The sequence below is a fragment of the Pseudomonas fjordensis genome, assembly GCF_976987115.1.
This window is the reverse complement of the sequence record NZ_OZ336860.1, coordinates 1982301-2006028: the sequence shown is the minus strand read 5'-3', so window position 1 is coordinate 2006028 and position 23728 is coordinate 1982301. Positions and strand designations below refer to the sequence as shown.

General features: G+C 61.5%; 20 protein-coding genes. 7 read left to right on the top strand and 13 right to left on the bottom strand.

The features are described from left to right. Position 1: 1 nt before the first annotated feature. From hisC to mtnA, 5 genes are all read right to left on the bottom strand, one after another. Positions 2-1114 carry a histidinol-phosphate transaminase gene (gene hisC, locus ACWHXD_RS09260; RefSeq protein WP_138762137.1) on the bottom strand — a complete coding sequence of 371 codons (1113 nt, stop codon included), beginning with the start codon at positions 1112-1114 and terminating at the stop codon, positions 2-4. 9 nt (positions 1115-1123) lie between these two features. Further along, positions 1124-2218, bottom strand: coding sequence for a prephenate dehydratase (pheA, locus tag ACWHXD_RS09255; RefSeq protein ID WP_003172650.1), 1095 nt, complete (start codon positions 2216-2218; stop codon positions 1124-1126). Next, positions 2218-3303, bottom strand: coding sequence for a 3-phosphoserine/phosphohydroxythreonine transaminase (serC, locus tag ACWHXD_RS09250; RefSeq protein ID WP_138762138.1), 1086 nt, complete (start codon positions 3301-3303; stop codon positions 2218-2220). The genes pheA and serC overlap by 1 nt, the downstream gene beginning before the upstream one ends. Positions 3304-3534: 231 nt before the next feature. Further along, positions 3535-6189, bottom strand: a complete 2655-nt coding sequence (gene gyrA, locus ACWHXD_RS09245) for a DNA gyrase subunit A (protein ID WP_032892792.1) — start codon at positions 6187-6189, stop codon at positions 3535-3537. 424 nt (positions 6190-6613) lie between these two features. After that, a complete protein-coding gene (mtnA, locus tag ACWHXD_RS09240) occupies positions 6614-7684 on the bottom strand; it encodes an S-methyl-5-thioribose-1-phosphate isomerase (protein ID WP_138762139.1) in 1071 nt (356 codons plus the stop codon). Positions 7685-7793: 109 nt separating this feature from the next. Between mtnA and ACWHXD_RS09235 the strand changes: the two genes are divergently transcribed. The 4 genes from ACWHXD_RS09235 (at position 7794) to ACWHXD_RS09220 (ending at position 11482) form a co-directional block, all read left to right on the top strand. After that, on the top strand, positions 7794-9125 hold the full coding sequence (locus tag ACWHXD_RS09235; RefSeq protein ID WP_098952354.1) for a TRZ/ATZ family hydrolase: 1332 nt from the start codon (positions 7794-7796) through the stop codon (positions 9123-9125). A 64-nt stretch (positions 9126-9189) separates the two neighbouring features. Next, positions 9190-9888, top strand: a complete 699-nt coding sequence (gene ubiG / locus ACWHXD_RS09230) for a bifunctional 2-polyprenyl-6-hydroxyphenol methylase/3-demethylubiquinol 3-O-methyltransferase UbiG (RefSeq protein WP_003189760.1) — start codon at positions 9190-9192, stop codon at positions 9886-9888. 4 nt (positions 9889-9892) lie between these two features. Then, entirely contained in the window at positions 9893-10564 is a 672-nt protein-coding gene (gene mupP, locus ACWHXD_RS09225; protein ID WP_138762140.1) for an N-acetylmuramic acid 6-phosphate phosphatase MupP, read from the top strand. 177 nt (positions 10565-10741) lie between these two features. Continuing rightward, positions 10742-11482: a YciK family oxidoreductase gene (locus ACWHXD_RS09220; RefSeq protein ID WP_003189758.1), complete on the top strand. Its 741-nt coding sequence runs from the start codon at positions 10742-10744 to the stop codon at positions 11480-11482. Positions 11483-11643: 161 nt separating this feature from the next. Here the strand turns inward: ACWHXD_RS09220 and ACWHXD_RS09215 are convergent, their stop codons facing one another. The 6 genes from ACWHXD_RS09215 to ACWHXD_RS09190 are packed head-to-tail and all read right to left on the bottom strand — an operon-like array spanning position 11644 to position 17804. Next, complete coding sequence (locus ACWHXD_RS09215; protein ID WP_169918660.1) at positions 11644-13158, bottom strand: ABC transporter substrate-binding protein; 1515 nt, start codon at positions 13156-13158, stop codon at positions 11644-11646. A 32-nt stretch (positions 13159-13190) separates the two neighbouring features. Further along, a complete protein-coding gene (locus tag ACWHXD_RS09210; protein ID WP_138762143.1) occupies positions 13191-14162 on the bottom strand; it encodes an ABC transporter ATP-binding protein in 972 nt (323 codons plus the stop codon). Next, complete coding sequence (locus ACWHXD_RS09205) at positions 14159-15115, bottom strand: ABC transporter ATP-binding protein (protein ID WP_138762144.1); 957 nt, start codon at positions 15113-15115, stop codon at positions 14159-14161. Before ACWHXD_RS09205 ends, ACWHXD_RS09210 begins: the two co-directional genes overlap by 4 nt. Then, entirely contained in the window at positions 15112-15969 is an 858-nt protein-coding gene (locus tag ACWHXD_RS09200; RefSeq protein ID WP_138762145.1) for an ABC transporter permease, read from the bottom strand. The genes ACWHXD_RS09205 and ACWHXD_RS09200 overlap by 4 nt, the downstream gene beginning before the upstream one ends. After that, a complete protein-coding gene (locus ACWHXD_RS09195) occupies positions 15966-16913 on the bottom strand; it encodes an ABC transporter permease (RefSeq protein ID WP_032892800.1) in 948 nt (315 codons plus the stop codon). Before ACWHXD_RS09195 ends, ACWHXD_RS09200 begins: the two co-directional genes overlap by 4 nt. Positions 16914-16916: 3 nt before the next feature. Further along, positions 16917-17804: a proline iminopeptidase-family hydrolase gene (locus ACWHXD_RS09190; RefSeq protein WP_138762146.1), complete on the bottom strand. Its 888-nt coding sequence runs from the start codon at positions 17802-17804 to the stop codon at positions 16917-16919. Positions 17805-17987: 183 nt separating this feature from the next. Here ACWHXD_RS09190 and ACWHXD_RS09185 point away from each other — a divergent pair, with 183 nt between their 5' ends. Together ACWHXD_RS09185 and ACWHXD_RS09180 are read left to right on the top strand one after the other, a co-directional pair. After that, complete coding sequence (locus ACWHXD_RS09185; protein ID WP_056791846.1) at positions 17988-18752, top strand: LuxR family transcriptional regulator; 765 nt, start codon at positions 17988-17990, stop codon at positions 18750-18752. Positions 18753-18846: 94 nt separating this feature from the next. Beyond that, complete coding sequence (locus ACWHXD_RS09180; protein WP_032892802.1) at positions 18847-19779, top strand: proline iminopeptidase-family hydrolase; 933 nt, start codon at positions 18847-18849, stop codon at positions 19777-19779. 114 nt (positions 19780-19893) lie between these two features. Here the strand turns inward: ACWHXD_RS09180 and ACWHXD_RS09175 are convergent, their stop codons facing one another. Continuing rightward, positions 19894-21396, bottom strand: coding sequence for a nucleobase:cation symporter-2 family protein (locus ACWHXD_RS09175; protein WP_032892803.1), 1503 nt, complete (start codon positions 21394-21396; stop codon positions 19894-19896). A 157-nt stretch (positions 21397-21553) separates the two neighbouring features. On the opposite strand from ACWHXD_RS09175, the gene ACWHXD_RS09170 reads away from it, so the two are divergent. Beyond that, positions 21554-22387 (top strand): nucleoside-binding protein, encoded by an 834-nt coding sequence (locus ACWHXD_RS09170; RefSeq protein WP_138762147.1) that lies wholly within the window; start codon positions 21554-21556, stop codon positions 22385-22387. Between the two features lie 138 nt (positions 22388-22525). On the opposite strand, the gene punC is transcribed toward ACWHXD_RS09170, so the two are convergent. Further along, the gene (punC, locus tag ACWHXD_RS09165; RefSeq protein ID WP_138762148.1) at positions 22526-23710 is read right to left on the bottom strand and encodes a purine nucleoside transporter PunC; all 1185 of its coding nucleotides are present in this window, start codon (positions 23708-23710) and stop codon (positions 22526-22528) included. Positions 23711-23728: the final 18 nt, after the last annotated feature.

The following is a 23728-nucleotide window of genomic DNA, read 5'->3' as shown; positions in this document are numbered from 1 at the left end:
ATCAACCACGGGCCAGAACCTTGGTCAGCGCCTCAAGGAAGCGGCTGTTCTCAGCCGGCAAACCGATGGTGATACGCAGGTGGTTCGGCATGCCGTAGTTGGCCACCGGGCGCACGATCACGCCCTCGCGCAGCAAGCCCTGGAACACCGGCGCGGCCACTTGGCCGAGGTCGACGCAGATGAAGTTGCCCTTGGACGGAATCCAGCCCAGGCCCAGCTCACGAAAGCCTTCCTGCAATTGCAGCATGCCGCTTTCATTGAGGCGACGGCCTTCTTCCAGGTATTCGGCATCCTTCACCGCCGCACAGGCGGCCGCCAGGGCCAGGCTGTTGACGTTGAACGGCTGGCGCACGCGGTTTAGCACATCGGCGACCACGGGCGTGGACAAGCCATAACCGACCCGCAACGACGCCAGGCCGTAAGCCTTGGAGAACGTACGCGACACCAGCAGGTTCGGGTAGGCCGCGAGGAAATCCAGGCCGTCGGGCAGGTCGCTGCCTTCGGCGTACTCGATGTAGGCTTCGTCCAGCACGACCAGCACGTGCTCCGGCACATCCTGCAGGAATTCGTTCAGTGCCTGCTCGTCAAACCAGGTACCGGTCGGGTTGTTCGGGTTGGCGATAAACACCACGCGAGTCTGAGCATCGATGGCTGCCAGCATCGCCGGCAGGTCATGACCCCAGTCCTTGGCAGGAATCACGCGAGCATCTGCCCCCACCGCCTGGGTCACGATCGGGTAGACCGCAAACGCGTGTTCGCTGAACACCGCGTTCAAACCTGGCGCCAGGTAGGCACGGCCGACCAGCTCAAGTATGTCGTTGGAGCCATTGCCTAAGGTCACCTGATTCAACTCGACCCGGCACTTGTCCGCCAGCAGCGACTTGAGCGCAAAACCGTTGCCGTCGGGGTAACGGGTCAGCTCGGCCAGCTCTTCACGAATCGCCGCCAACACTTTGGGGCTCGGCCCCAGCGGGTTTTCGTTACTCGCCAGCTTGACGATCTTGGACGGGTCCAGATTCAACTCGCGGGCCAACTCGTCCACAGGCTTGCCTGGAACGTAAGGCGAGAGTTGTTGCACGCCCGGCTGCGCCAGGGCGAGGAAGTTGCCACTCATGTCAAAGCCTCACAAAACCGCTTTCGGGTAAGAGCCCAGCACCTTGAGTGCCACGGCTTCCTGACTGATCTTCTCCAGCACGCCCTTGACCAGCGGGTCGCGGTGATGGCCGATGAAGTCGATAAAGAACACGTAGGTCCATTTACCGCTGCGCGAAGGACGAGTCTCGATGCGCGTCAGGTCAATCCCGTTGTCGTGGAACGGCACCAGCAGCTCATGCAGCGCGCCGGGCTTGTTGCTCATGGAAACGATGATCGAGGTCTTGTCGTCGCCAGTGGGCGGCACTTCCTGGCTGCCGATCATCAAAAAGCGCGTGGAGTTGTCCGGGCGGTCTTCGATTTTCTCGGCCAGGCGCGTCAGGCCATACAGGCCCGCGGCCATATCGCCGGCAATCGCCGCCGAATTCCACTCACCCTTGACCCGCTTGGCCGCTTCGGCGTTGCTGGACACCGCCACGCGCTCGACATTCGGGTAATGGGCGTCCAGCCACTTGCGGCACTGGGCCAGGGACTGGGCGTGGGAGTAGATGCGGCTGATGCTGTCGGTCTTGGTGTTTTCACCCACCAGCAGGTGGTGGTGGATACGCAGCTCCACCTCACCGCAGATCACCATGTCGTGCTCAAGGAAGCTGTCCAGGGTGTGGTTGACCGCGCCTTCGGTGGAGTTTTCCACCGGCACCACGCCAAAATTAACCGCACCGGCCGCGACTTCACGGAAGACTTCGTCGATAGCCGCCATCGGCTTGCTGATCACCGCGTGGCCGAAGTGCTTCATGGCCGCCGCCTGGGTGAAGGTGCCTTCAGGGCCGAGGTAAGCCACTTTCAGCGGCTGCTCCAGCGCCAGGCACGAAGACATGATTTCACGGAACAACCGCGCCATCTCTTCGTTGCCCAACGGCCCTTTGTTGCGCTCCATCACACGCTTGAGCACCTGGGCTTCACGCTCGGGGCGGTAGAACACCGGCACTTCGCCTTCGGCGAGGGACGCCATCTTCACCCGTGCCACTTCCTGGGCGCAGCGCGCACGTTCACTGATCAGCTCCAGGACCTTCTCGTCCAGGCTGTCAATGCGTACGCGCAGGGCCTTGAGTTCTTGCTCAGACATTAGCCGTGTTCCTTCTCGAACTCTGCCATGTAGGCAACCAGCGCATTGATGGCGTGGATGTCGACGGCGTTATAAATGGAGGCGCGCATGCCACCTACCGAGCGGTGGCCCTTGAGGTTCAACAGGCCGCGCGCGTCGGCGCCAGCCAGGAACGGCTTGTCCAGGCGGTCGTCAGCCAGGCGGAACGGCACGTTCATCCACGAGCGGTCGCTGAGGTTGATCGGGTTGCTGTACAGGCCGCTGGCGTCGATAAAGTCGTACAGGACGCGCTTCTTCTCTTCGTTGAGCTTGCCCATGGCCGCCACGCCGCCCTGCTCCTTGAGCCATTCGAACACCAGGCCCGACAGGTACCAGGCGAACGCCGGCGGGGTGTTGTACATCGAGCCGTTATCGGCCGCGACCTTGTAGTTGAGCATGGTCGGGCACAGCGAGCGGGCGCGGCCCAGCAGGTCTTCGCGGATGATATTGACCAGGATGCCGCTCGGGCCGATGTTCTTCTGCGCGCCGGCGTAGATCATGCCGTATTTGGACACGTCGATCGGGCGCGAGAGGATGTCCGAGGACATGTCGCACACCAGTGGCACGTCACCTACTTGCGGCACCCAATCAAATTCCAGGCCGCCGATGGTTTCGTTCGCGACGTAGTGAACGTAGGCCGCGTCCTTGGACAGCTTCCACTCGTTCTGGCCGGGAATGGCGAAGTAGTCATAGGGCTTGGCGGTGCCTGCCACGTTGACATGGCCATAGCGCGAGGCTTCTTCGATAGCCTTCTGCCCCCAGATACCGGTGTCGATATAGTCGGCAGTGCCGCCTTCGGGCAGCAGGTTCAGCGGCAACTGGGCGAACTGCTGGCTCGCGCCGCCTTGCAGGAACAGCACTTTGTAATTAGATGGGATGTCCAGCAAGTCGCGCAGGTCCTGCTCGGCCTTGTTGGCGATGGACACGAACTCATCGCTGCGATGGCTCATTTCCATCACGGAGAGGCCTTTTCCATGCCAGTCGAGGAGTTCACCCTGCGCACGCTGCAGGACTGCTTCAGGAAGCGCCGCGGGACCGGCACAGAAGTTATAGGCTCTCTTGCTCACATCCAATCTCACTCTGATCTGGTGGTAGTCAGGCAAACATATCAGCCGACACCGGACCCCATGTGGGAGCGGGCTTGCTCGCGAAATCGATCTAACAGGCGCCATCTTCGGTGAATGTCAGTCCGCCTTCGCGAGCAAGCCCGCTCCCACAAGGGATCTCCATGGTTGTCGATATTTCCATCCGGACAAACAACAAGGGGGCGAATCTTCATCCGCCCCCTGTGTGTCCGCTTATTCCTGCGGTTCTTCTTCGTCTGCGGCAGCGTCGAGGGTTGGCTCGTCAACGTTGTCATCGCCGGCTGCGATCACCTCGCCTTCAAATTCCTCACCTTCGAGCTCTTCACCTTCGACTTCCGAAGGCTCCTGCACACGCTCCAGGCCGACCAGTTTTTCGTCCTTGGCCAGCTTGATCAGGGTCACGCCCTGGGTGTTACGGCCCAGGCTCGAGACCTCGGCCACACGGGTACGCACCAGGGTGCCCTGGTCGGAAATCAGCATGATTTCCTCGCCATCGAGCACCTGCACCGCGCCGACCAGACGGCCGTTGCGGTCGTTGCTGACCATGGCGATCACGCCCTGGCCGCCACGCTTGTACTCCGGGAACTCGCTGATGGCGGTGCGCTTGCCATAACCACGCTCGGAAGCGGTGAGGATCTGGCTGCCTTCTTCCGGGATCAGCATCGAAATCAGCTTCTGCCCTTCTGGCAGGCGCATGCCGCGTACACCGCGGGCGGTACGGCCCATGGCACGTACATCGGATTCCTTGAAGCGTGTGACCTTGCCGCCATCGGAGAACAGCATGACTTCGCGCTCGCCGTCGGTGATGGCTGCGGAAATCAGTACGTCGCCTTCATCCAGCTCCAGGGCGATCAGGCCCACGCTGCGTTGACGGCTGAAGGATTCCAGCGGGGTCTTCTTCACGGTGCCTTTAGCGGTGGCCATGAAGATGAAGTGACCTTCGGTGTATTCCTCGACCGGCAGCATGGTGGTGATGTATTCATCACTGTCCAGCGGCAGCAGGTTGACCAACGGACGACCACGAGCAGCGCGGGAGGCTTCCGGGATCTCGTAGGTCTTGAGCCAGTACACCTTGCCTTTGCTGGAGAACAGCAGGAGCGTGGTGTGGCTGTTGGCGACCAGCAGGTGAGCGATGTAGTCCTCATCCTTCACGCCGGTAGCCGATTTACCTTTACCGCCACGACGCTGGGCTTGGTAAGCCGCCAATGGCTGGGTCTTGGCATAGCCACCGTGGGAGATGGTCACTACGCGCTCTTCTTCCGGGATCATGTCACCCAGGGTCAGATCCAGACGCGCATCGAGGATTTCGGTGCGGCGCACGTCGCCGTATTCGGCGCGGATCACTTCCAGTTCTTCGCGGATCACTTCCATCAGGCGCACGGCGCTGCTGAGGATGCGGATCAACTCGCCGATCTGGTTGAGGATTTCCTGGTACTCGGCCAGCAGCTTCTCGTGCTCAAGGCCGGTGAGGCGGTGCAGGCGCAGCTCCAGAATGGCCTGGGCCTGTTCTGGCGACAGGAAGTACTTGCCTTCACGCAGACCGTATTGCGGGTCCAGGGTCTCCGGGCGGCACGAGTCGGCGCCAGCGCGCTCAACCATGGCCACTACGGCGCTGGATTCCCACGGCGTGCTGATCAGCGCTTCCTTGGCTTCCGACGGGGTTGGCGAGGCCTTGATCAGGGCGATCACCGGGTCGATGTTCGACAGCGCAACCGCCTGGCCTTCCAGGATATGGCCGCGCTCGCGGGCCTTGCGCAGTTCGAACACGGTGCGGCGGGTCACCACTTCGCGGCGGTGACGCACGAAGGCTTCCAGCAGGTCCTTGAGGTTCAGGATGCGCGGGCGGCCGTCGATCAGGGCAACCACGTTGATACCAAACACGCTTTGCAGCTGGGTCTGGGCGTAGAGGTTGTTGAGGATCACCTCAGGCACTTCGCCACGGCGCAGCTCGATTACTACGCGCATACCGTCTTTGTCGGACTCGTCGCGCAGCTCGGTGATGCCTTCCAGCTTCTTCTCTTTAACCAGCTCGGCGATCTTCTCGATCAAGCGTGCCTTGTTCAGCTGGTACGGGAGTTCGGTGATGACGATCTGCTGGCGGCCACCGACCTTGTCGATGTCTTCGATCATCGAGCGGGCACGCATGTAAATGCGCCCGCGACCGGTGCGGTAGGCTTCGATGATGCCGGCGCGACCGTTGATGATCGCGGCGGTCGGGAAGTCCGGGCCGGGGATGTATTGCATCAGCTCATCGACGGTCAGCTCAGGGTTGTCGATAAGGGCCAGGCAACCGTCGATGACCTCACCGAGGTTGTGCGGCGGGATGTTGGTGGCCATGCCCACGGCGATACCGCTGGAACCGTTGACCAGCAGGTTGGGGATCTTGGTGGGCATGACAGCCGGGATCATTTCGGTGCCGTCGTAGTTCGGCACCCAGTCCACGGTTTCTTTGTGCAGGTCGGCCAGCAGCTCGTGCGCCAGCTTGGTCATGCGCACTTCGGTGTATCGCATGGCCGCGGCGTTGTCGCCGTCCACCGAACCGAAGTTGCCCTGGCCGTCTACCAGCAGGTAGCGCAGGGAAAACGGCTGCGCCATCCGAACGATGGTGTCGTACACCGCAGTGTCGCCGTGAGGGTGATACTTACCGATCACGTCACCGACAACACGGGCAGATTTCTTGTACGGCTTGTTCCAGTCGTTACCCAGCTCGCTCATCGCGAACAGCACACGCCGGTGCACGGGCTTCAAGCCATCGCGCGCATCAGGCAGTGCCCGACCGACAATTACGCTCATCGCGTAGTCGAGGTAGGACTGTTTCAGCTCGTCTTCGATATTGACCGGGAGGATTTCTTTGGCCAGTTCGCCCATGAGAAGCCTGATTCCTTTTTCGGGTGAAACCTCGTCACATCCATTCGGGACGAACGAAGCTCGCCGCTGCCGGCACGGTGCCTGACAACGACTTACGACAAATCAACGAGTTATGACACGGATCTGCACGTTATAGGCAACCCCTCGGGGCAGCCCTGGAAACCGCCGGATGTTATCACAATCGCCGCCACGCACCTATCCCCCTGATGCGCATGGAGGCTAGTAATTTGACGGATGACAGGCTTGAAGGGGACGAGAGGGGCTCAGAGGCGCGATGGTGCTTTTTTTTGAGGGTGGAATGCAGGAGTTTTGTTGACTTCAAGGGCCAATCGCAGGCAAGCCAGCTCCCACCTTTGATTTGTGAACACCGTTAAATGTGGGAGCTGGCTTGCCTGCGATAGCGCCCCCACAGGCGCCAACACACTCAATGCAGGCGCTTACGGCACATCAACTTGGCCAACTTGGCCACATCCGGCCGCTCCACCACGCCCTTTTCAGTCACGATGACATCAATCAGATCCGCAGGCGTCACATCAAACACAGGGTTAAACGCCGCGACATCCAACCGCTGCCCATCAACCTCAAGCAACTCACCACTATCGCGCTGCTCCAGGGCGACATCATCACCAGTAGCCATCATCAAATCCAGGGTCGAACTCGACGCTACCACCATAAAACGCACGCCATGGTGCATGGCACACACGGCCAGCTGATAAGTGCCGATCTTGCTGATCACATCGCCATTGGCCGCGATACAGTCAGCACCGACCACCACCCACGTCACGCCTTTGGTCTTGAGGATATGCGCCCCGGCGGAGTCGGCATTTACCGCCACCGGGATGCCCTGGCCCGCCAACTCCCACGCCGTCAGACGCGAGCCTTGCAGCCATGGACGGGTTTCATTGACATAGACCTGCTCGACCAAGCCCTCCAGATACGCCGCATGAATCACCCCGAGGGCTGTGCCAACGCCGCCGGAAGCCAACGCGCCGGCGTTGCCATGGGTGAGGATCGCCTGGGCGTTGCCCTGGTGCTTGCGAATCCGCTCCATACCCAACTGGGCCATGACCACATTGGCCTCCCGGTCGCTTTCATGGATCGCGACGGCTTCGGCTTCCAGCACCACCAGCGGGTCGGCGTGCGGCTTGAGGCGGTCGAGGCGGTCGCGCATGCGCTGCAAGGCCCAGAACAGGTTCGATGCGGTCGGGCGGGTATGAGCCAGCAAGGCGTAGTCTTCTTCCCACGCGGCCTGCCAGTCGCCACCCTCGGCGATGCGCTCGCGGGCAGCGAGCACCAAGCCATAGGCGGCGCAGATGCCGATAGCCGGCGCGCCACGCACTACCATGGTGCGAATGGCGTCGGCCACCGCTTCAACGGTAACGCAGGCTACCCAGCGCTCACGGGACGGCAAAACACGCTGATCGAGCAGGTGCAGCGCGCCATCACGCCATTGGATGGCCTTCACTTTCTCTGCAGCCAACAGTCGGTCGCGCATCCCTTACCCCGCACTCATGAACAAAAGCCGCCGATTATAGCGATCCGCCAGCCAGGACGCTCGGGTATACTTCGCCCTTCTTTTATAGCTGCCTGGGAAGAAGCCTGCGATGACCTCCACTGCCGCCCCGCTCGACTTGTTGCTGCTGCCGACCTGGCTGGTACCCGTCGAGCCCGCTGGCGTGGTGCTCAAAGAGCATGGCCTGGGTATCCGCGATGGCTGCATTGCCTTTATCGGGCCACGGGACGCGGCGTTGAAGCTGGCAGCGCGCGAGGTGCGTGAACTGCCCGGTATGCTGCTCAGCCCTGGCCTGATCAATGCCCACGGCCATGCCGCCATGACCCTGTTCCGTGGCCTGGCCGACGATTTGCCGCTGATGACATGGCTGGAAAAACACATCTGGCCCGCCGAAGCCAAGTGGGTCGACGAAGCGTTCGTGCGCGACGGCACCAACCTGGCCATCGCCGAGCAGATCAAGGGCGGCATCACCTGCTTTTCGGACATGTATTTCTACCCCAAGGTCGCCAGCGACTGCGTGCACAACAGCGGTATGCGTGCGCAGATCGCGTTGCCGATCCTCGACTTCCCGATTCCCGGCGCCAGCAGTGCCGACGAGGCGATTCGCCAGGGTATCGAGCTGTTCGGCGACCTCAAGCACCACCCGCGCATCAAGATCACCTTCGGCCCCCACGCGCCGTACACCGTATGCGATGCCAACCTGGAAAAGATCCGGGTGATCGCCGAAGAGCTGGACGCCGTGATCCATATGCACGTTCACGAAACCGCCTTTGAAGTGCAGCAAGCCGTCGAGCAGACCGGCGAGCGGCCATTGGCACGCCTGGCTCGCCTCGGCCTGCTGGGCCCGCGCTTTCAGGCCGTGCACATGACCCAAATCAGCGAAGACGACCTGGCTTTGCTGGTAGAAAGCAACACCAGCGTCATTCACTGCCCGGAATCGAACCTGAAACTGGCCAGCGGCTTTTGCCCGGTGGAGCGCTTGTGGCAGGCTGGCGTCAACGTGGCCATCGGCACCGACGGCGCCGCCAGCAACAATGACCTGGATTTGCTCGGCGAAACCCGCACGGCGGCGATGCTGGCCAAGGCCGTGGCCGGTTCCGCTACAGCACTGGATGCCCACCGCGCCTTGCGCATGGCCACGCTCAACGGTGCCAGGGCGATGGGCCTGGACAGCCAGATTGGCTCATTGGAAGTCGGCAAGGCGGCAGACATCGTCGCCTTTGATCTTTCCGGGCTGGCGCAACAACCGATCTACGATCCGGTCTCACAGCTTATATATGCCACCGGGCGCGATTGCGTGAAACACCTTTGGGTCGCCGGCAAGCCATTGCTCGACGACCGGCAATTGACCCGCATGGATGAACAACAGTTGACCGCCACGGCCATTGCCTGGGGCCAACGCATCAGCGGGCACAGCGAATAACGACGCGGCTGAAGCCTTGGGTTCAGCCGCGACACACCGACTTATCAGATTCAGAGGATTGACCATGAGCAACGTCGACCACGCCGAAATCGCCAAGTTTGAAGCCCTGGCCCACCGCTGGTGGGACCGCGAGAGCGAATTCAAACCCCTGCACGACATCAACCCACTGCGGGTCAACTGGATTGACGAGCGCGTCAACCTGGCCGGCAAGAAGGTGCTGGACGTCGGTTGCGGCGGCGGCATCCTCAGCGAAGCCATGGCCCAGCGTGGCGCCACCGTCATGGGCATCGACATGGGCGAAGCGCCGCTGGCCGTGGCCCAGTTGCACCAGCTCGAATCCGGCGTGAGCGTGGAATACCGCCAGATCACCGCCGAAGCCCTGGCCGAAGAAATGCCCGAGCAGTTCGACGTGGTCACCTGCCTGGAAATGCTCGAACACGTGCCAGACCCGTCCTCGGTGATCCGCGCCTGTTTCCGCATGGTCAAGCCCGGCGGCCAGGTGTTCTTCTCCACCATCAACCGCAACCCCAAGGCTTACCTGTTCGCGATCATCGGCGCCGAATACATCATGAAGCTGCTGCCGCGCGGCACCCATGACTTCAAGAAATTCATCCGCCCTTCCGAGCTGGGTGCCTGGAGCCGCCAGGCCGGGCTGACCGTCAAGGACATCATCGGCCTGACCTACAACCCGCTGACCAAGCACTACAAGCTGGCCAACGACGTTGACGTCAACTACATGATCCAGACCCTGCGCGAGGAGTAAGCCTGTGAAGTTGCGAGCGGTTCTCTTCGACATGGACGGTACCCTGCTGGACACCGCGCCGGACTTTATCGCCATCTGCCAGGCCATGCGCGCCGACCGTGGCCTGGCGCCGATCAACCCCGCACACATCCGCGATGAAATTTCCGGTGGTGCGCGGGCGATGGTCGCCGTGACGTTCTCGATGGACCCGGAGTCGCCGGGCTTTGAGGAACTGCGCCAGGAATTCCTGGAGCGTTACCTCAAGGATTGCGCAGTGCACAGCAAACTGTTCGACGGCATGGCCGAGCTGCTGGAAGACATCGAGAAAGCCAAGCTGATCTGGGGCGTCGTCACCAACAAGCCGGTGCGCTTTGCCGAACCGATCATGCAGCGCCTGGGCCTGGCCGAGCGTTCGGCCGTGCTGATCTGCCCAGACCACGTAAAAAACAGCAAGCCCGACCCGGAGCCGATGATCCTGGCGTGCAAGATGCTCAACCTGGACCCGGCCAGCGTGCTGTTCGTGGGCGATGACCTGCGCGACATCGAATCCGGCCGCGACGCCGGTACGCGCACGGCGGCGGTCACCTACGGCTATATCCACCCGGACGACAACCCACGCCACTGGGGCGCGGACGTGGTGGTGGATCACCCGCTGGAATTGCGCAAGGTGCTGGATAACGCGCTGTGCAGTTGCTGATGGTTCGAAGATCTCAACAACACTGAGATCAATGTGGGAGCTGGCTTGCCTGCGATAGCGGCCTGCCAGCCAGCACATTTGGCGACAGGTAGTCCGCCATCGCAGGCAAGCCAGCTCCCACAGGAAATGGATTCCACTTCAAGTGGTGTATCACCTTGAATTTTGTCGAGGCTTTTTATGTTTGATTACTCTGCACCGCCAGAACTGCTCAAAGGCCGGACCATCCTGGTAACCGGCGCCGGTCGCGGGATTGGCGCGGCAGCGGCAAAAACCTATGCCGCCCATGGCGCCACCGTGCTGTTGCTGGGCAAGACCGAAGCCAACCTGGCCCAGGTGTATGACGAGATCGAAGCCGCTGGCCACCCGCAGCCGGTGGTGATCCCGTTCAACCTGGAGACCGCCCTGCCCCATCAATACGATGAGCTGGCAGCAATGATCGAAAAGGCATTCGGCCACCTCGACGGCCTGTTGCACAACGCCTCGATCATCGGCCCACGCACGCCCATCGAGCAGTTGTCCGGCGAGAACTTCATGCGGGTGATGCATGTGAACGTCAACGCGATGTTCATGCTGACCAGCACGTTGCTGCCGTTGCTCAAGCTGTCCCAGGATGCGTCGGTGGTGTTCACCTCCAGCAGCGTCGGGCGCAAGGGTCGTGCTTATTGGGGTGCCTATGGGGTGTCCAAGTTCGCTACCGAAGGCTTGATGCAAACCCTGGCCGATGAGCTGGAAGACGTGGCCGCAGTGCGCGCCAACAGCATCAACCCGGGCGGTACCCGCACCAGCATGCGCGCCCAGGCGTACCCCGGGGAAAACCCGATGGAAAGGCCAGCACCGGAAGAGATCATGCCGGTGTACCTGTACCTGATGGGGCCGGACAGTGCGGGCATCAATGGCCAGGCATTCGACGCGCAATAAGCCCTGACACCCCGCAAAACAAAGGTGGGAGCTGGCTTGCCTGCTCCCACCTTTGTTTTGTGGTGTAGTTAAAATCTCAGTTACGCTCCGCGTCACCCCCCTACGGGACGCGGAGCGTCCTGAGCGGCGTTCCCACGCAGAGCGTGGGAACGATCAAGCACTCAGTTTTTGACCACTTCCTCCAGGGTGAAGCGCCCCAACGGGTTCTGCAGGAAGTTGCTCACGTTCTTGCGTGAGATGTTGATATACGGGCTGTAGTACAGGTCAATCCAGTTCACATCCTGCTTGGCCAGCTTCTGCAACTCCACATACATCTGCTCACGCTTGGCCGGGTCTGCCTCGATCCGCGCTGCGGCCACCAAGGCCTTGACCTGGTCGTTCTTGTAGCGGGTCATGTAGTTCTGGTTGGTGTCGTGGCCCAGCACGAAGGTGGTTTTCTGGTCGGGGTCGAGGATGTCGTTGGTCCAGTACATCACCGAAATATCGTACTCGCCGTCCACCAGCATCTGCCAGCTTTGGGTCGGGTCGACTTTCTGCAGGTTGGCAGTCACGCCGACCTTGGCCAGTTGGTCCTTGATGATCACCGCGATCTGCTCGTCGGCCTCGTTGCCGGCGTTGACCACGTAGTTGAGCTTCAAGTCCTGGGCACCCGCAGCGGCCAGCAGCTTCTTGGCTTCGGCCGGGTCGTACGGGCGTTGCAGGTTGTTGGCGTAGTGGTACAGCGAGCCCTTTGGAATGTAGGAATAAGCCACGGTGCCTTGACCGTAAGTGACGGCTTTGACCAGCGATTGCTTGTCGATGGCCATGTCCAGGGCCTGGCGCACTTGAGGCTTGGCCAACAGGCCGTGCTCGTGGTTGATCAACAGGTGATCTTCACGGGTGGACGGGTCGGCGTGGATCACCACGTTCTGGTCTTTTTTCAGCTCTTGCACCCGGGAGAACGGCACAAAGATCGCCGTGTCGAGTTCGTTGTTCTGCACCATGCGCATGCGCGTGTTGTCATCGGTCACCGACACCCATTCCACGCCGTCCAGGCTCACGCTGCTGGCCTGCCAGAAATTCGGGTTTTTCTTCAGGATCACACGGTCGCCCTTGCGCCACTCGTCCACGGTAAATGCGCCGGAGGTCACCGGGTTTTCCGAGTAGGCGTCTTCGCCCATCGTGGTCATGGCTTTTTCCGACAGGATCGATACCGTTGGCGACGCCAGTTGCGAGAGGAAAGCCACCGCCGGGGTTTTCAGGGTGACCACCAGGGTCTTGGCATCGCTGGCCGTGGCGGTGTTGATCAGGCTGAACGGGTCGCTCCACAACGAGGCCTTGTTGTCACGGATGCGCAGCAGGCTGAACGCAGCATCGGCGGCGGTGATCGGCGAGCCGTCAGAGAACTTCGCCTCGCGCAGCTTGAAGGTGTAGGTCAGGCCATCCTTGGAAATGTCCCAGCTTTCGGCCAGGCCCGGCTCCATCTTGGTGCCCAGGTTATCCACGCGCACCAGGGTGTCGTAGACGTTGGCAAACACCCAGGTGTCGCGGTTTTGCGCGCTTTTGATCGGGTCGAAGGTGGTGCTGTCTTCACGGCAGCCGATGGTGAGTACACCGGCGGCCTGGGCCAGGCCGGCGGTCAGCGACCAGGCCGTGAGGGTAGCGGCGGCGAGCAATTTCAAGTGGCGCGAGTGCATATCACAACTCCTTGTTAATGAATGGCAGAGGGTCAAAGCAAAGGGTCTTCAAGCACGCAACTGTACCGATGCTCGTGCAGGAAATGGGTGGGGGGCAATACCGTGGAACACATGGTTTGCGCATACCGGCAACGTGGGTGGAAGGCACAGCCTGTCGGCAGATTCAGCGGGCTGGGCGGCTCGCCGGGCAATGGCTGGGCTGGCAATGGGCGGTGCGGATCGATCTCCGGGATGGCCTGGATCAACGCCGCGGTATACGGGTGACGGGGCGCGGTAAACACCGCCTCCACCGGCCCTTCCTCGACGATCTTGCCCAGGTACATCACGGCCACGCGGTCGCATAGGCGCCTTACGATGGCCAGGTCATGGGCGATAAACAGGATCGCCAGGTTCATACGCTGTTGCAGTTCCAGCAGCAGGTTGATGATCTGGCCCTGGATCGACACATCCAGCGCCGCCACGCATTCATCGGCAACGATCAGGCGCGGCTCCACCGCCAGCGCCCGGGCGATCCCCACGCGCTGGCACTGGCCGCCACTCAGGGAGCCCGGCTTACGCGTCGCCAGTTCGGGACGCAGGCCCACCAGTTCCAGCAGTTCGTTGACGCGCGCGGGAATCTGCGCCACCGCCACTTTGCGCTGTACCCGCAGCACTTCGGCCAGGGTTTCGCCGATGGAATGACGAGGGTTCAGCGCTGCGTACGGGTCCTGGAAAATCATCGCGGTTTCATGCCGCAGCCGGGCAATGTCGATAGCGCTGCCATGGGCCATGTCGATGCCGTCGAACAGCACCTGCCCGGCGCTGATCGGGTTGAGGTGCAAAATTGCCCGACCCAGGGTGCTCTTGCCACTGCCGGACTCGCCTACCAACCCCAGGGTTTCCCCGGCGGCGAGGTTCAGCGACACCCCGTTCACCGCCCTCACCCACTGGCGGTTGAGGCCCAGCAGGCCGCTGCCGGACGCGGCAAAGCGCACCTCCAGATCCTTGATCTGCAACAGGCTCATGGGCGCCCTCCCAACGGATAGTGACAGGCCACGCGTGCGCCCTGGGGCAGCAACTCGGTGCACAAGGCGCCGGCCTGTGGGCAGCGCGGGTGGAAGCGGCAGCCGTCGGGCAATGCGTCGAGCAACGGCGGCTGGCCCGCAATGGTGCGCAACAACGCATGGCCGCTGCTGTGGGCCGGCTGGCAGTCGATCAGGCCTGCGGTGTATGGATGCTGGGGCTGGGCCAGCAACTCGTATTTGCTGCCGTGCTCGCACAGGCGCCCGGCATACATCACGGCGATGGCATCGCAGGTTTGCGCCACCACGCCCAGGTCATGGGTGATCATGATGATCGACAGGCCACGCTGGTCGCGCAGGTCGAGCAACAACCGCAGGATTTGCGCCTGCACCGTCACATCCAGGGCGGTGGTGGGCTCGTCGGCGATCAGCACCTTCGGGTTGCAGCCCAGGGCTACGGCGATCATGGCGCGCTGGCGCATGCCACCGGAAAACTCATGGGGGTAGTTGTCGACCCGCGCCTGGGGGTCGGGAATCCCGACCTGACGCAATACCTCGATCGCCTGCACGCGCGCGTCTTTTTTCGACGCGCCTTGGTGCAGGCGGATGCCCTCGGCGATCTGCTCACCGATGCGCATCAACGGGTCGAGGTGGCTGCTGGGGTTCTGGAAGACCATGCCCAACTGCCCGCCGCGCACGGTGCGCATACCGGCATCATCCAGCGCCAGCAGGTCCTGGCCGGACAACCGCACCGCGCCGCCCTGCACGCGCAGATTGGGCGATGGCAGCAGGCGCATCAGGCCACGACAAGCCATGGTCTTGCCCGAACCGCTCTCGCCCACCAGGCCAAGGATTTCACCTTCGGCCAGGTCGAACGACACCCTGTCCACCAAGGTGATATCACGCCCCGCATTGTTGGCGATCACACTGAGGTCGCGCACCTGCAACAGGCTCATGAACGCTCTCCCAATACCTGCGCAACGCCGTCGGCCAACAGGCTGAAGCCCATGGCCAAGGTCACGATGGCCAGGCCCGGGAAGGTGCAGATCCACCAGGCGGTGGTGATAAAGGCTTGCCCTTCGGCCACCATCGTCCCCCATTCGGCGGTCGGCGGTTGCACCCCCAGGCCCAGGTAACTGACGGCGGCGCCGTTGAGCAACACCAGCACCGCGTCAGACATGGAAAACACAATGGAGCCAAACAGCGCATTGGGCAGCAAATGCCGGAACAGAATGCGCCCATGGCCAAAGCCCAGGCTTTTGGCGGCCAGGGCAAACTCGCTTTCCTTGAGCACCAGGATCTGCGAGCGAATCAGGCGTGCGTACGACACCCAACCCACCAGCGCCATGGCGATGTAAAAACTCTGCAAGCCCGGCCCGAGGATGGCCATGATCGCCAGCATCAGCACCAGGAACGGGAACGCCAGCACCACATCGATCACGCGCATGCAGACACTGTCAAAACGTCCGCCGATATAACCCGAGACCGCACCGATAAAGGTGCCGATGATGAACGGGAAGATCACCCCGATCACCGCCAGTTGCAGGTCGATGCGCGCGCCCCAGATCACTCTCGAGAGGATATCCCGGCCGTAATTGTCCGTACCCAACGGATGGGCAAGGCTGGGGGCCAGCAAACTGATGCTGGTGTCCTGTGCGATAGGATCATAGGGCGCGACCCACGGCGCAAACAGCGCCAGGGCCAACCACGCGAACAGGATCAACAAACCCCATGCGGCGGTCAGTCGGCCATTGCGAAAACCAAAGCGCAGGCGCAAGCGCCACGGGGCAATCATGGGGCGGCTGCTCATTGCATCTTCACCCGTGGGTCGAGGGCCACGGTTACCAGGTCGGCCAGGAAGTTGACCACCACCGTGGCACAGGCCAGCACCATCGCCACGCCCTGCACCACCATGTAGTCACGGGTGAAAATGCCGCGTACCAACAACTGGCCGATGCCTGGAATCGCGAACAGGCTTTCGATGACCACCGTGCCGCTGATCAGCCAACCGATGTTGACCGCCAGCAGGTTGACCGCCGGCACTAGCGCGTTGGGCAGCACATGCCGGCGAAACACTGCGCCTTCAGGCAGCCCGCGCGCACGTGCGGCGGTGACATGGTCTGCCTGCAACTCCATCAACATGCTTGCCCGCAGGTTACGCACCAGCACCGCCGACAGCGCCAGGGCGATGGTCAGGCAGGGCAAGAGCATATGGTGCGCCTTGTCCAGCCAGGTGCGCCCGTAACCGGACACCGGGAACAAGCCCCATTTCACGCTGAGCAGCAGGATCAGCATCAACCCCAGCCAGAACGCCGGCATGCCCAGGCCGACCGTGGTGAACACGCGGATCAGCTTGTCCGCCCAACGGCCTTGCTGGCGCGCCGCAATCGTCGCCAGTGGCACCGCTATCAACAAAGCCAGCACCACGCTGCCCAGCACCAGCACCAGGGTCGGCTCGATGCGGGTGACGATCAGTTTGAGGGCGTCGACCTTGTACAGCAGCGATTGGCCGAGGTCGCCCTTGAGCAGGTTTTTCAGGAAGTAAAAGTATTGCAGCCACAAGGGCTGGTCGAGGCCGAACTGGGCGCGGATCTTCAACAGCGCATCCGGCGTGCTGCGCGAACCCAGCAAGGCGCGCGCCGGGTCGCCGGGAATCGAGCGCACCAGCACGAAGGTGATCAGGCTGATGCCCAGCAGCACCGGCAGCAATTGCAGGGGCCGGGACAACACAAAACGGTAGCGCGCCAGGTTCATGCGTCAGCCTCGGTGGCGAGCGAGAAAGTCCAGCAGCACCGGGAAGTACGCCTGCGGCTCCTCGTAAAACGGCATATGACTGCTGTTGGGGAACACATGCAACTCGGCATGGGGTGCCGCGAGTTTCATGCGCATCGCACAGGCGGGAGTAAGTTCGTCATGCTGGCCGGTGGTGATCAGGATCGGCATCGTGAACTCGGCCATTTCCTTGAGACGGTTCCAGTCCTTGAGGTTGCCGATATAGAGGAACTCGTTGGGGCCTTGCATGGTTTCGTAAGGCCCCATGTTCCAGTCGGCCAGGGAGCGCTTGACCGGCTCCGGCCATTCGTCGAGGCGGCACACGTGGCGGTAGTTGAGCAAGGTGATGGCGGCCTGGTACTGCGGGTGGTCGAGGGTGCCCATGGCTTCATGGCGTTGCATCATCGCCACGGTTTCGCTGCCCAGGGCGCCGCGCAGGCGTTCCAGTTCCTGGGACAGGTGGGGAATGTCGCCGACGGTGTTTTCCAGGATCAGGCTTTTGAGCGCACCGGGATAATGCACGGCATATTCGATCCCCAGCCAGCCGCCCCAGGAATGCCCGAGCAAATGCACGCGGCCCAGGCCCAGCGCCTGGCGCACGGTCTCGACTTCTTCGACATAACGGCGGATTTCCCACAGTGCGGCATCGGTCGGTCTGGCTGATGCGCCTGTGCCAAGCTGGTCGAATGCAACCACTCGCAGGTTATGTGCTTTGAGCCAGCCATGGGCGTCACGCAGATAGTCACACGGCAGGCCCGGCCCGCCGTTGAGACACAGCAGCACCTCATCGCCTTCGCCAAAGCTGTAGACCACGAGGTTATGGCCGTCGACTTGCACGTTGTACTGCTGGTCGGGGGCAATTTCACGCCACATGCATACATTCCTTGTGTTGTATCGGCCTGGCGGGTAGCGGCCGTTTATCAGGTCAACACTACCGAGGATGCCGTGCGTCCATAACCTAGTATTTCTTATAGGTTTGGCCTGGCAGTCCTTCGCCGGGGCGTGGCATTCTACTTGCAGCAAGTCGAGATTCAAATGAATTCGGGAGCAGAACGGATGCTGGCCAAGCTGACCGCCTTCAATAATCGCCTCATACCGGGCAGGAGCCTGGATGAACAGATGGACAATGCGTTTATCCTTGCCCAACAACTGGGCTTCGATGCCCTGGTGTATGACTACAGCCCGGTGCCCATCGACCTCAACGGCGCACTGATTACGCCCTCGCTGTTGCAACTGCGCAATACGCCGGCCGACTGGCACGCCTTATGGTGCAGCGAAGGGTTTTACCAGATCGACCCGGTGCAACACCTGGCATTGAGTTCGGTATCACCGTTTGTCTGGTCCTATGAGGCCAAGACCGAGACGGCCCTGCAAAAGATCATCGACCCCTGCCACGCCCCCGTTTCTTCCTACCTGCATGAACGCCAGCTGACCTGCGGCGTCAGTGTGCCGATTCATCTGCCCAAGGGCGGTTTTGCCTCGCTCACCGGCTTACGCACCGGCAAGGCGCGCACGGTATTGAAGGACGCCCAACATACGCTGGCCGATTTCAGCCTGATTACCCATGCCCTCCAGGAAGCGGCGTACCCGCTGTTCAGCAAGGAGGTGCGGGCTTATCCGCACATCCGCCTGACCAAGCGCGAACGCGAATGCCTGAAATGGGCGGCCGAGGGCCTGACCGCCGCCGAAATCGCCACGCAATTGAGCCGCTCCCTGGCGGTGGTCACCCTGCACCTGGCCTCGGCGATGCACAAGCTGGGGGCTAAAAACCGTGTTCAGGCGGTGGTTCGCGCCACCCATTACCGCTTGTTGGAAGGTTGAGCTTTGGGCAAAAACCTATCTGTTTTGCTAGTTACCTAAACTTTTTGTTCAGACTATCGTAACCCTGATCCTTTTTTTCAGAGCAGGGTACGAAATGGAATTCATCGAAAAAGTTCGCGAAGGCTACGCGCCCTTTGGCGCCTATCAGACCTGGTATCGCGTCACGGGTGACCTGAGCACAGGCCGCACGCCCTTGGTGATCATCCATGGCGGCCCGGGCTGCACCCATGATTACGTCGACGCCTTCAAGGACGTCGCCGCCAGCGGCCATGCGGTCATCCACTACGACCAGTTGGGCAACGGCCGCTCCACGCACTTGCCGGAAAAAGACCCGTCGTTCTGGACCATCGGCCTGTTCCTCGACGAGTTGAACAACCTGCTGGACCACCTGCAAATCAGCGAGAACTACGCGATCCTCGGGCAATCCTGGGGCGGCATGCTCGGCAGCGAACACGCGATCTTGCAACCCAAGGGCCTGCGCGCGTTTATTCCTGCCAACTCGCCCACCTGCATGCGGACCTGGGTCAGCGAAGCCAACCGCCTGCGCAAGCTGTTGCCTGAAGGCGTGCACGAAACCCTGCTCAAGCACGAGCAGGCCGGCACCTACCAAGACCCGGAATATCTGGCGGCCTCACGGATTTTCTATGACCAGCACGTGTGCCGGGTCAACCCGTGGCCCGAAGAAGTGGCGCGCACCTTTGCCCAGGTGGATGCCGACCCGACGGTGTACCACGCCATGAGCGGCCCGACCGAATTCCACGTGATCGGCAGCTTGAAGGATTGGAACGTGATCGGTCGCCTGTCAGCGATCAAGGTGCCAACCCTGGTGATTTCCGGCCGGCACGACGAAGCCACACCGTTGGTGGTCAAGCCGTTCCTGGATGAGATAGAGAACGTGCGCTGGGCACTGTTTGAAGACTCCAGCCACATGCCCCACGTGGAAGAACGCCAGGCGTGCATGGGGACGGTGGTGAAGTTTTTGGATGAGGCGTGTTCGTTGCCGCACAAAGCCCTCAAAGCGGGTTGAAATCCGCCCTCTGTAGGAGCGAGCTTGCTCGCGAAAAACTCATCGACGCCGTGTTTATTCAGGTAGCACGCGTCATCGTTGACGTTTTTCGCGAGCAAGCTCGCTCCTACCTGTTTAAACCTCAGTGGTTTCGGGTTTTGCGGCTTTCTTTGAGGTATCCGCTACCAGCGGAATCTCCTTGCCCTCTGCATCAAACAACTTCCCGCCCCGGTAGTAATCGCCGTCGCGCAACGCGGCCACGTCGCGAAAGCACAAGCTGCGCTCAGTCCCTGCCACGAACACTGACTGCTGGTCCGAGTTGCCGGCGGTGAAGTGGTTGAACGCCAGGTTCAGCAAAATCGCCATGATCGCCGACGAGCTGATGCCCGAGTGGAAGATGGTCGCGAACCAGCTTGGAAACTGATCGTAGAAGCTCGGCGCGGCGATGGGGATCATGCCGAAGCCGATAGACGTGGCAACGATGATCAGGTTCATGTTGTTGCGGTAATCCACCTTGGACAGCGTGCGAATCCCGCTGGCCGCCACCGTGCCGAACAGCACAATCCCGGCGCCACCCAACACGGAGGTGGGCACCGCCGCGATCACCCGGCCCATGAATGGCAACAGGCCAAGCACTACCAGGAACACCCCGCCGGTAGCCACCACAAACCGGCTCTTGACCCCGGTCACCGCCACCAGGCCGACGTTCTGGGCGAATGCGCTCTGGGTAAACGAACCGAAGATCGGCGCGAACATGCTCGACAGCATGTCGGCACGCAAGCCGTTGCCCAGGCGCTTGGAGTCGACCTTGGTGTCGATGATCTCGCCCACCGCCAGGATGTCCGCCGAGGTTTCCACCAGCGTCACCATCACCACGATGCACATGGAAATAATCGCCGCTACATGGAAGGTGGGCATGCCGAAGTGAAACGGCGTGGGGAAACCGAACATCGGCCCCTGCATCACACCGGAGAAGTCCGCCATGCCAAGCAGCACCGCGATCACCGTGCCAATCACCATGGCCAGCAGGATCGACAGGCGCGAGATGGTTGCGCTGCCGATCTTGCTCAGCAGCAGCACCAGCACCAGGGTCAGCGCGGCCAGGCCGATGTTGGACATGCTGCCAAAATCCGCCGCCCGGCTGTTGCCGCCCATGGCCCAGCGCGCCGCCACGGGCATCAGGGTCAGGCCGATGGTGGTAATCACAATGCCCGTCACCAGCGGCGGGAAAAACTTGGTGATCCGTGAGAACACCGGGGTGATCAACAAACCGATAAAGGACGCGGCCATCACCGCGCCGAGAATCGCTGGCACGCCACCGGCACCGTCGCTGCCGACAATCGCCACCATGGTCGCCACACCCGCGAACGACACGCCCTGCACCAGCGGCAACTGACAGCCGAAGAACGGCAGGCCCAGGGTTTGCAACAGCGTGGCCAGGCCACCGGCAAACAGCGATGCAGCAATCAGCAGGCCGATATCCGCCGGCGACAACCCGGCTGCCTGGCCGACGATCAACGGCACAGCGACGATGCCGCCATACATGGTGAGCACATGCTGCAGGCCGTAAGCCATGTTGGCGGCGACGCCCAGATTTTCATCTTCGGGCCGCTGCGGTGACGCCTTCGGGATAGTCATGGTGAGGGGTTCTCTGTTTTTGTTGTGCGCTCACTGTATGCAATGTTCAGACTGTATGTCCATAGAGTTGTATACAATCAATCGAACAAGATACCCTCCAACGGCGTTACAAAAACAATCCGGCCGTCACGAGCCAGAACGCCAAAGGACAAAAAGAATGAAAAAGGCACTACAGGGCGCCACCGTCGCATTAACCCTTCTGGGCGGCGGGGAGGCTGTCGCGGTGGAATGGATGAACAACAGCGTCGGGTTTCGCTACGGGCAGCACTTCACCAACCCCAACAACCCCGACGACTTCAGCAAGCGCATCTACAGCTTTACCCACGCCAGCGGCTACCGTTACGGCAGCAATTTCCTCAACCTCGATGTGTTCCTGTCCGACAGCAGCGATCCGCGCAAGGGCACCGACCACGGTGGCAGCGAGGTGTACGCCGTGTACCGGCATCAGCTGTACGCCTCACGCGTGTTCGACCTGCCGCAAGGCACCGGGCTGATCAAGGATTACGCGCTGACCCTGGGCTTCGACGCCAACCGCAACAACAACTTCGCTTCCGCCAAGAAGCGCGCCCTGGTGATTGGCCCCACGTTGAAGTTCAACACTGTGGGCGTACTGGACCTGAGCCTGATGTATTACAAGGAAAAGAACCACACCGGCATTCCCGGCGCGCAGGAGTCGAACCACACCTTCGACGACACCTACATGCTCAATCTGACGTGGATGCGACCGTTCGAAATCGGTAACCATGCGGCGAAATTTCAGGGGTTCATTAACTACGTCGGAGAGAAAGGCGAGGATTACCATGGCCGCGATACCGCAGCGGAAGCGCTGATGCGTACGGCGCTGATGGTGGCGGTGCGACCGGGTAAAAGCGTCAAGCCGAACCTGTATTTAGGAGTGGGCTATGAGTACTGGCATAACAAGTTCGGCGTGGACGGCGGCCGTGGTAGCCGCACCTCAACGCCGACGCTGAACATGGAAGTCACGTTCTAACTGAAGAAGCAGGCTTTTTGTAGGAGCGAGCTTGCTCGCGAAAAACTCACCGACGCCGCGTTCATTCAGAAAGCCCGCGTTATCGTTGACGTTTTTCGCGAGCAAGCTCGCTCCTACCAGTTTGATCGTATTGCCAGCTCAGGCGTTGGCCAGTTCGGAAGAATTGCCCTTCGGGCGTGCCAGCCAATACCCCAACACCGCCAACGGCGCCGTCGCCAGCATCACAATCACCGTGATCAACAGCGGTTGCTCGATCATCGACGACACCAACAGGCTGGCCAGGAAGCACAGGCCCAACTGCAGGGTATTTTGCAGAGCCGCCGCCTTGCCGGAGTTTTCTGCAAAGGGCATCAGCGCATTCGCCACCACAATCGGGTAGCTGGCGCCGTTGCACAGCGCCATCAGGCAGAACGGGATCAACAAGGTGGTCAGGGTCGGCACGCTCAAGGTGGCCACCAGGTACAACGCCACCATGCTCAAGCAGTAGGCGACCAGCAACCACGGCAGCAGGGTTTTACCCGGCAGGCGCTGCAAGGCGCTGCGGCAACTGTAGCCGCCGATGAGAAACGCCAGGGTCGGCAATACATAGCTGAGGCCGATGTCATTGGGGCTGTAGCCCATGCCACCGAGGATGAACGGCGAGGCCGTCAGCCAAGCGAAGAAGCTGGCAGAACAGGCGGCGAAGATCATCACATTGCCGGTAAACACCCGCGAGGTGAGCAATTGCCCATAGCCCAGGCGCACCGGGCTGCCCTTGTGCTCCAGACGCTTGGGCATGTTGCGCAAGAACAGGGTCGGTACCAGCAGCAACAACGACACCACCAGCAACACGCCGAAGATCGCCTGCCAACCAAAGTGATTCAGCACCATGGCCCCCAACAGCGGTGCCAGGGCTGGAGACAGTGACATCAACGGCATGATGCTGGCGAAGACGCGGTGGGCCTTGTCGGCCGGGTAGCGGTCAATCACCAAGGCCTGCCAGCTTACGGCGGCGGCACATACGCCAATCGCCTGCATAAAGCGCAGGGCCAACAGCTGCGGCGCGGTTTCGACCCAGAACATGCCCAGGCAACCGAGCACAAACAGGCTCAGGCCCGCGAGCAGAATGGGCTTGCGCCCCAGGCGGTCCGAGAGCGGCCCCCACAGCAACTGCCCCAGCGCAAAGCCTGCGAGGAAAATACTCAAGCTGGCGCCCACCGCGCCAGCACCAATATTCAACTGCTCGCCCATGGCGCCAAACGCCGGCAAGTACATGTCCATGGCCAGATAACCGAGCATGCTCAGCCCCGCCAGGTACCAGGTAAAACCAAAAGAATTTTTCATCGAAGCCTTGTAAATACT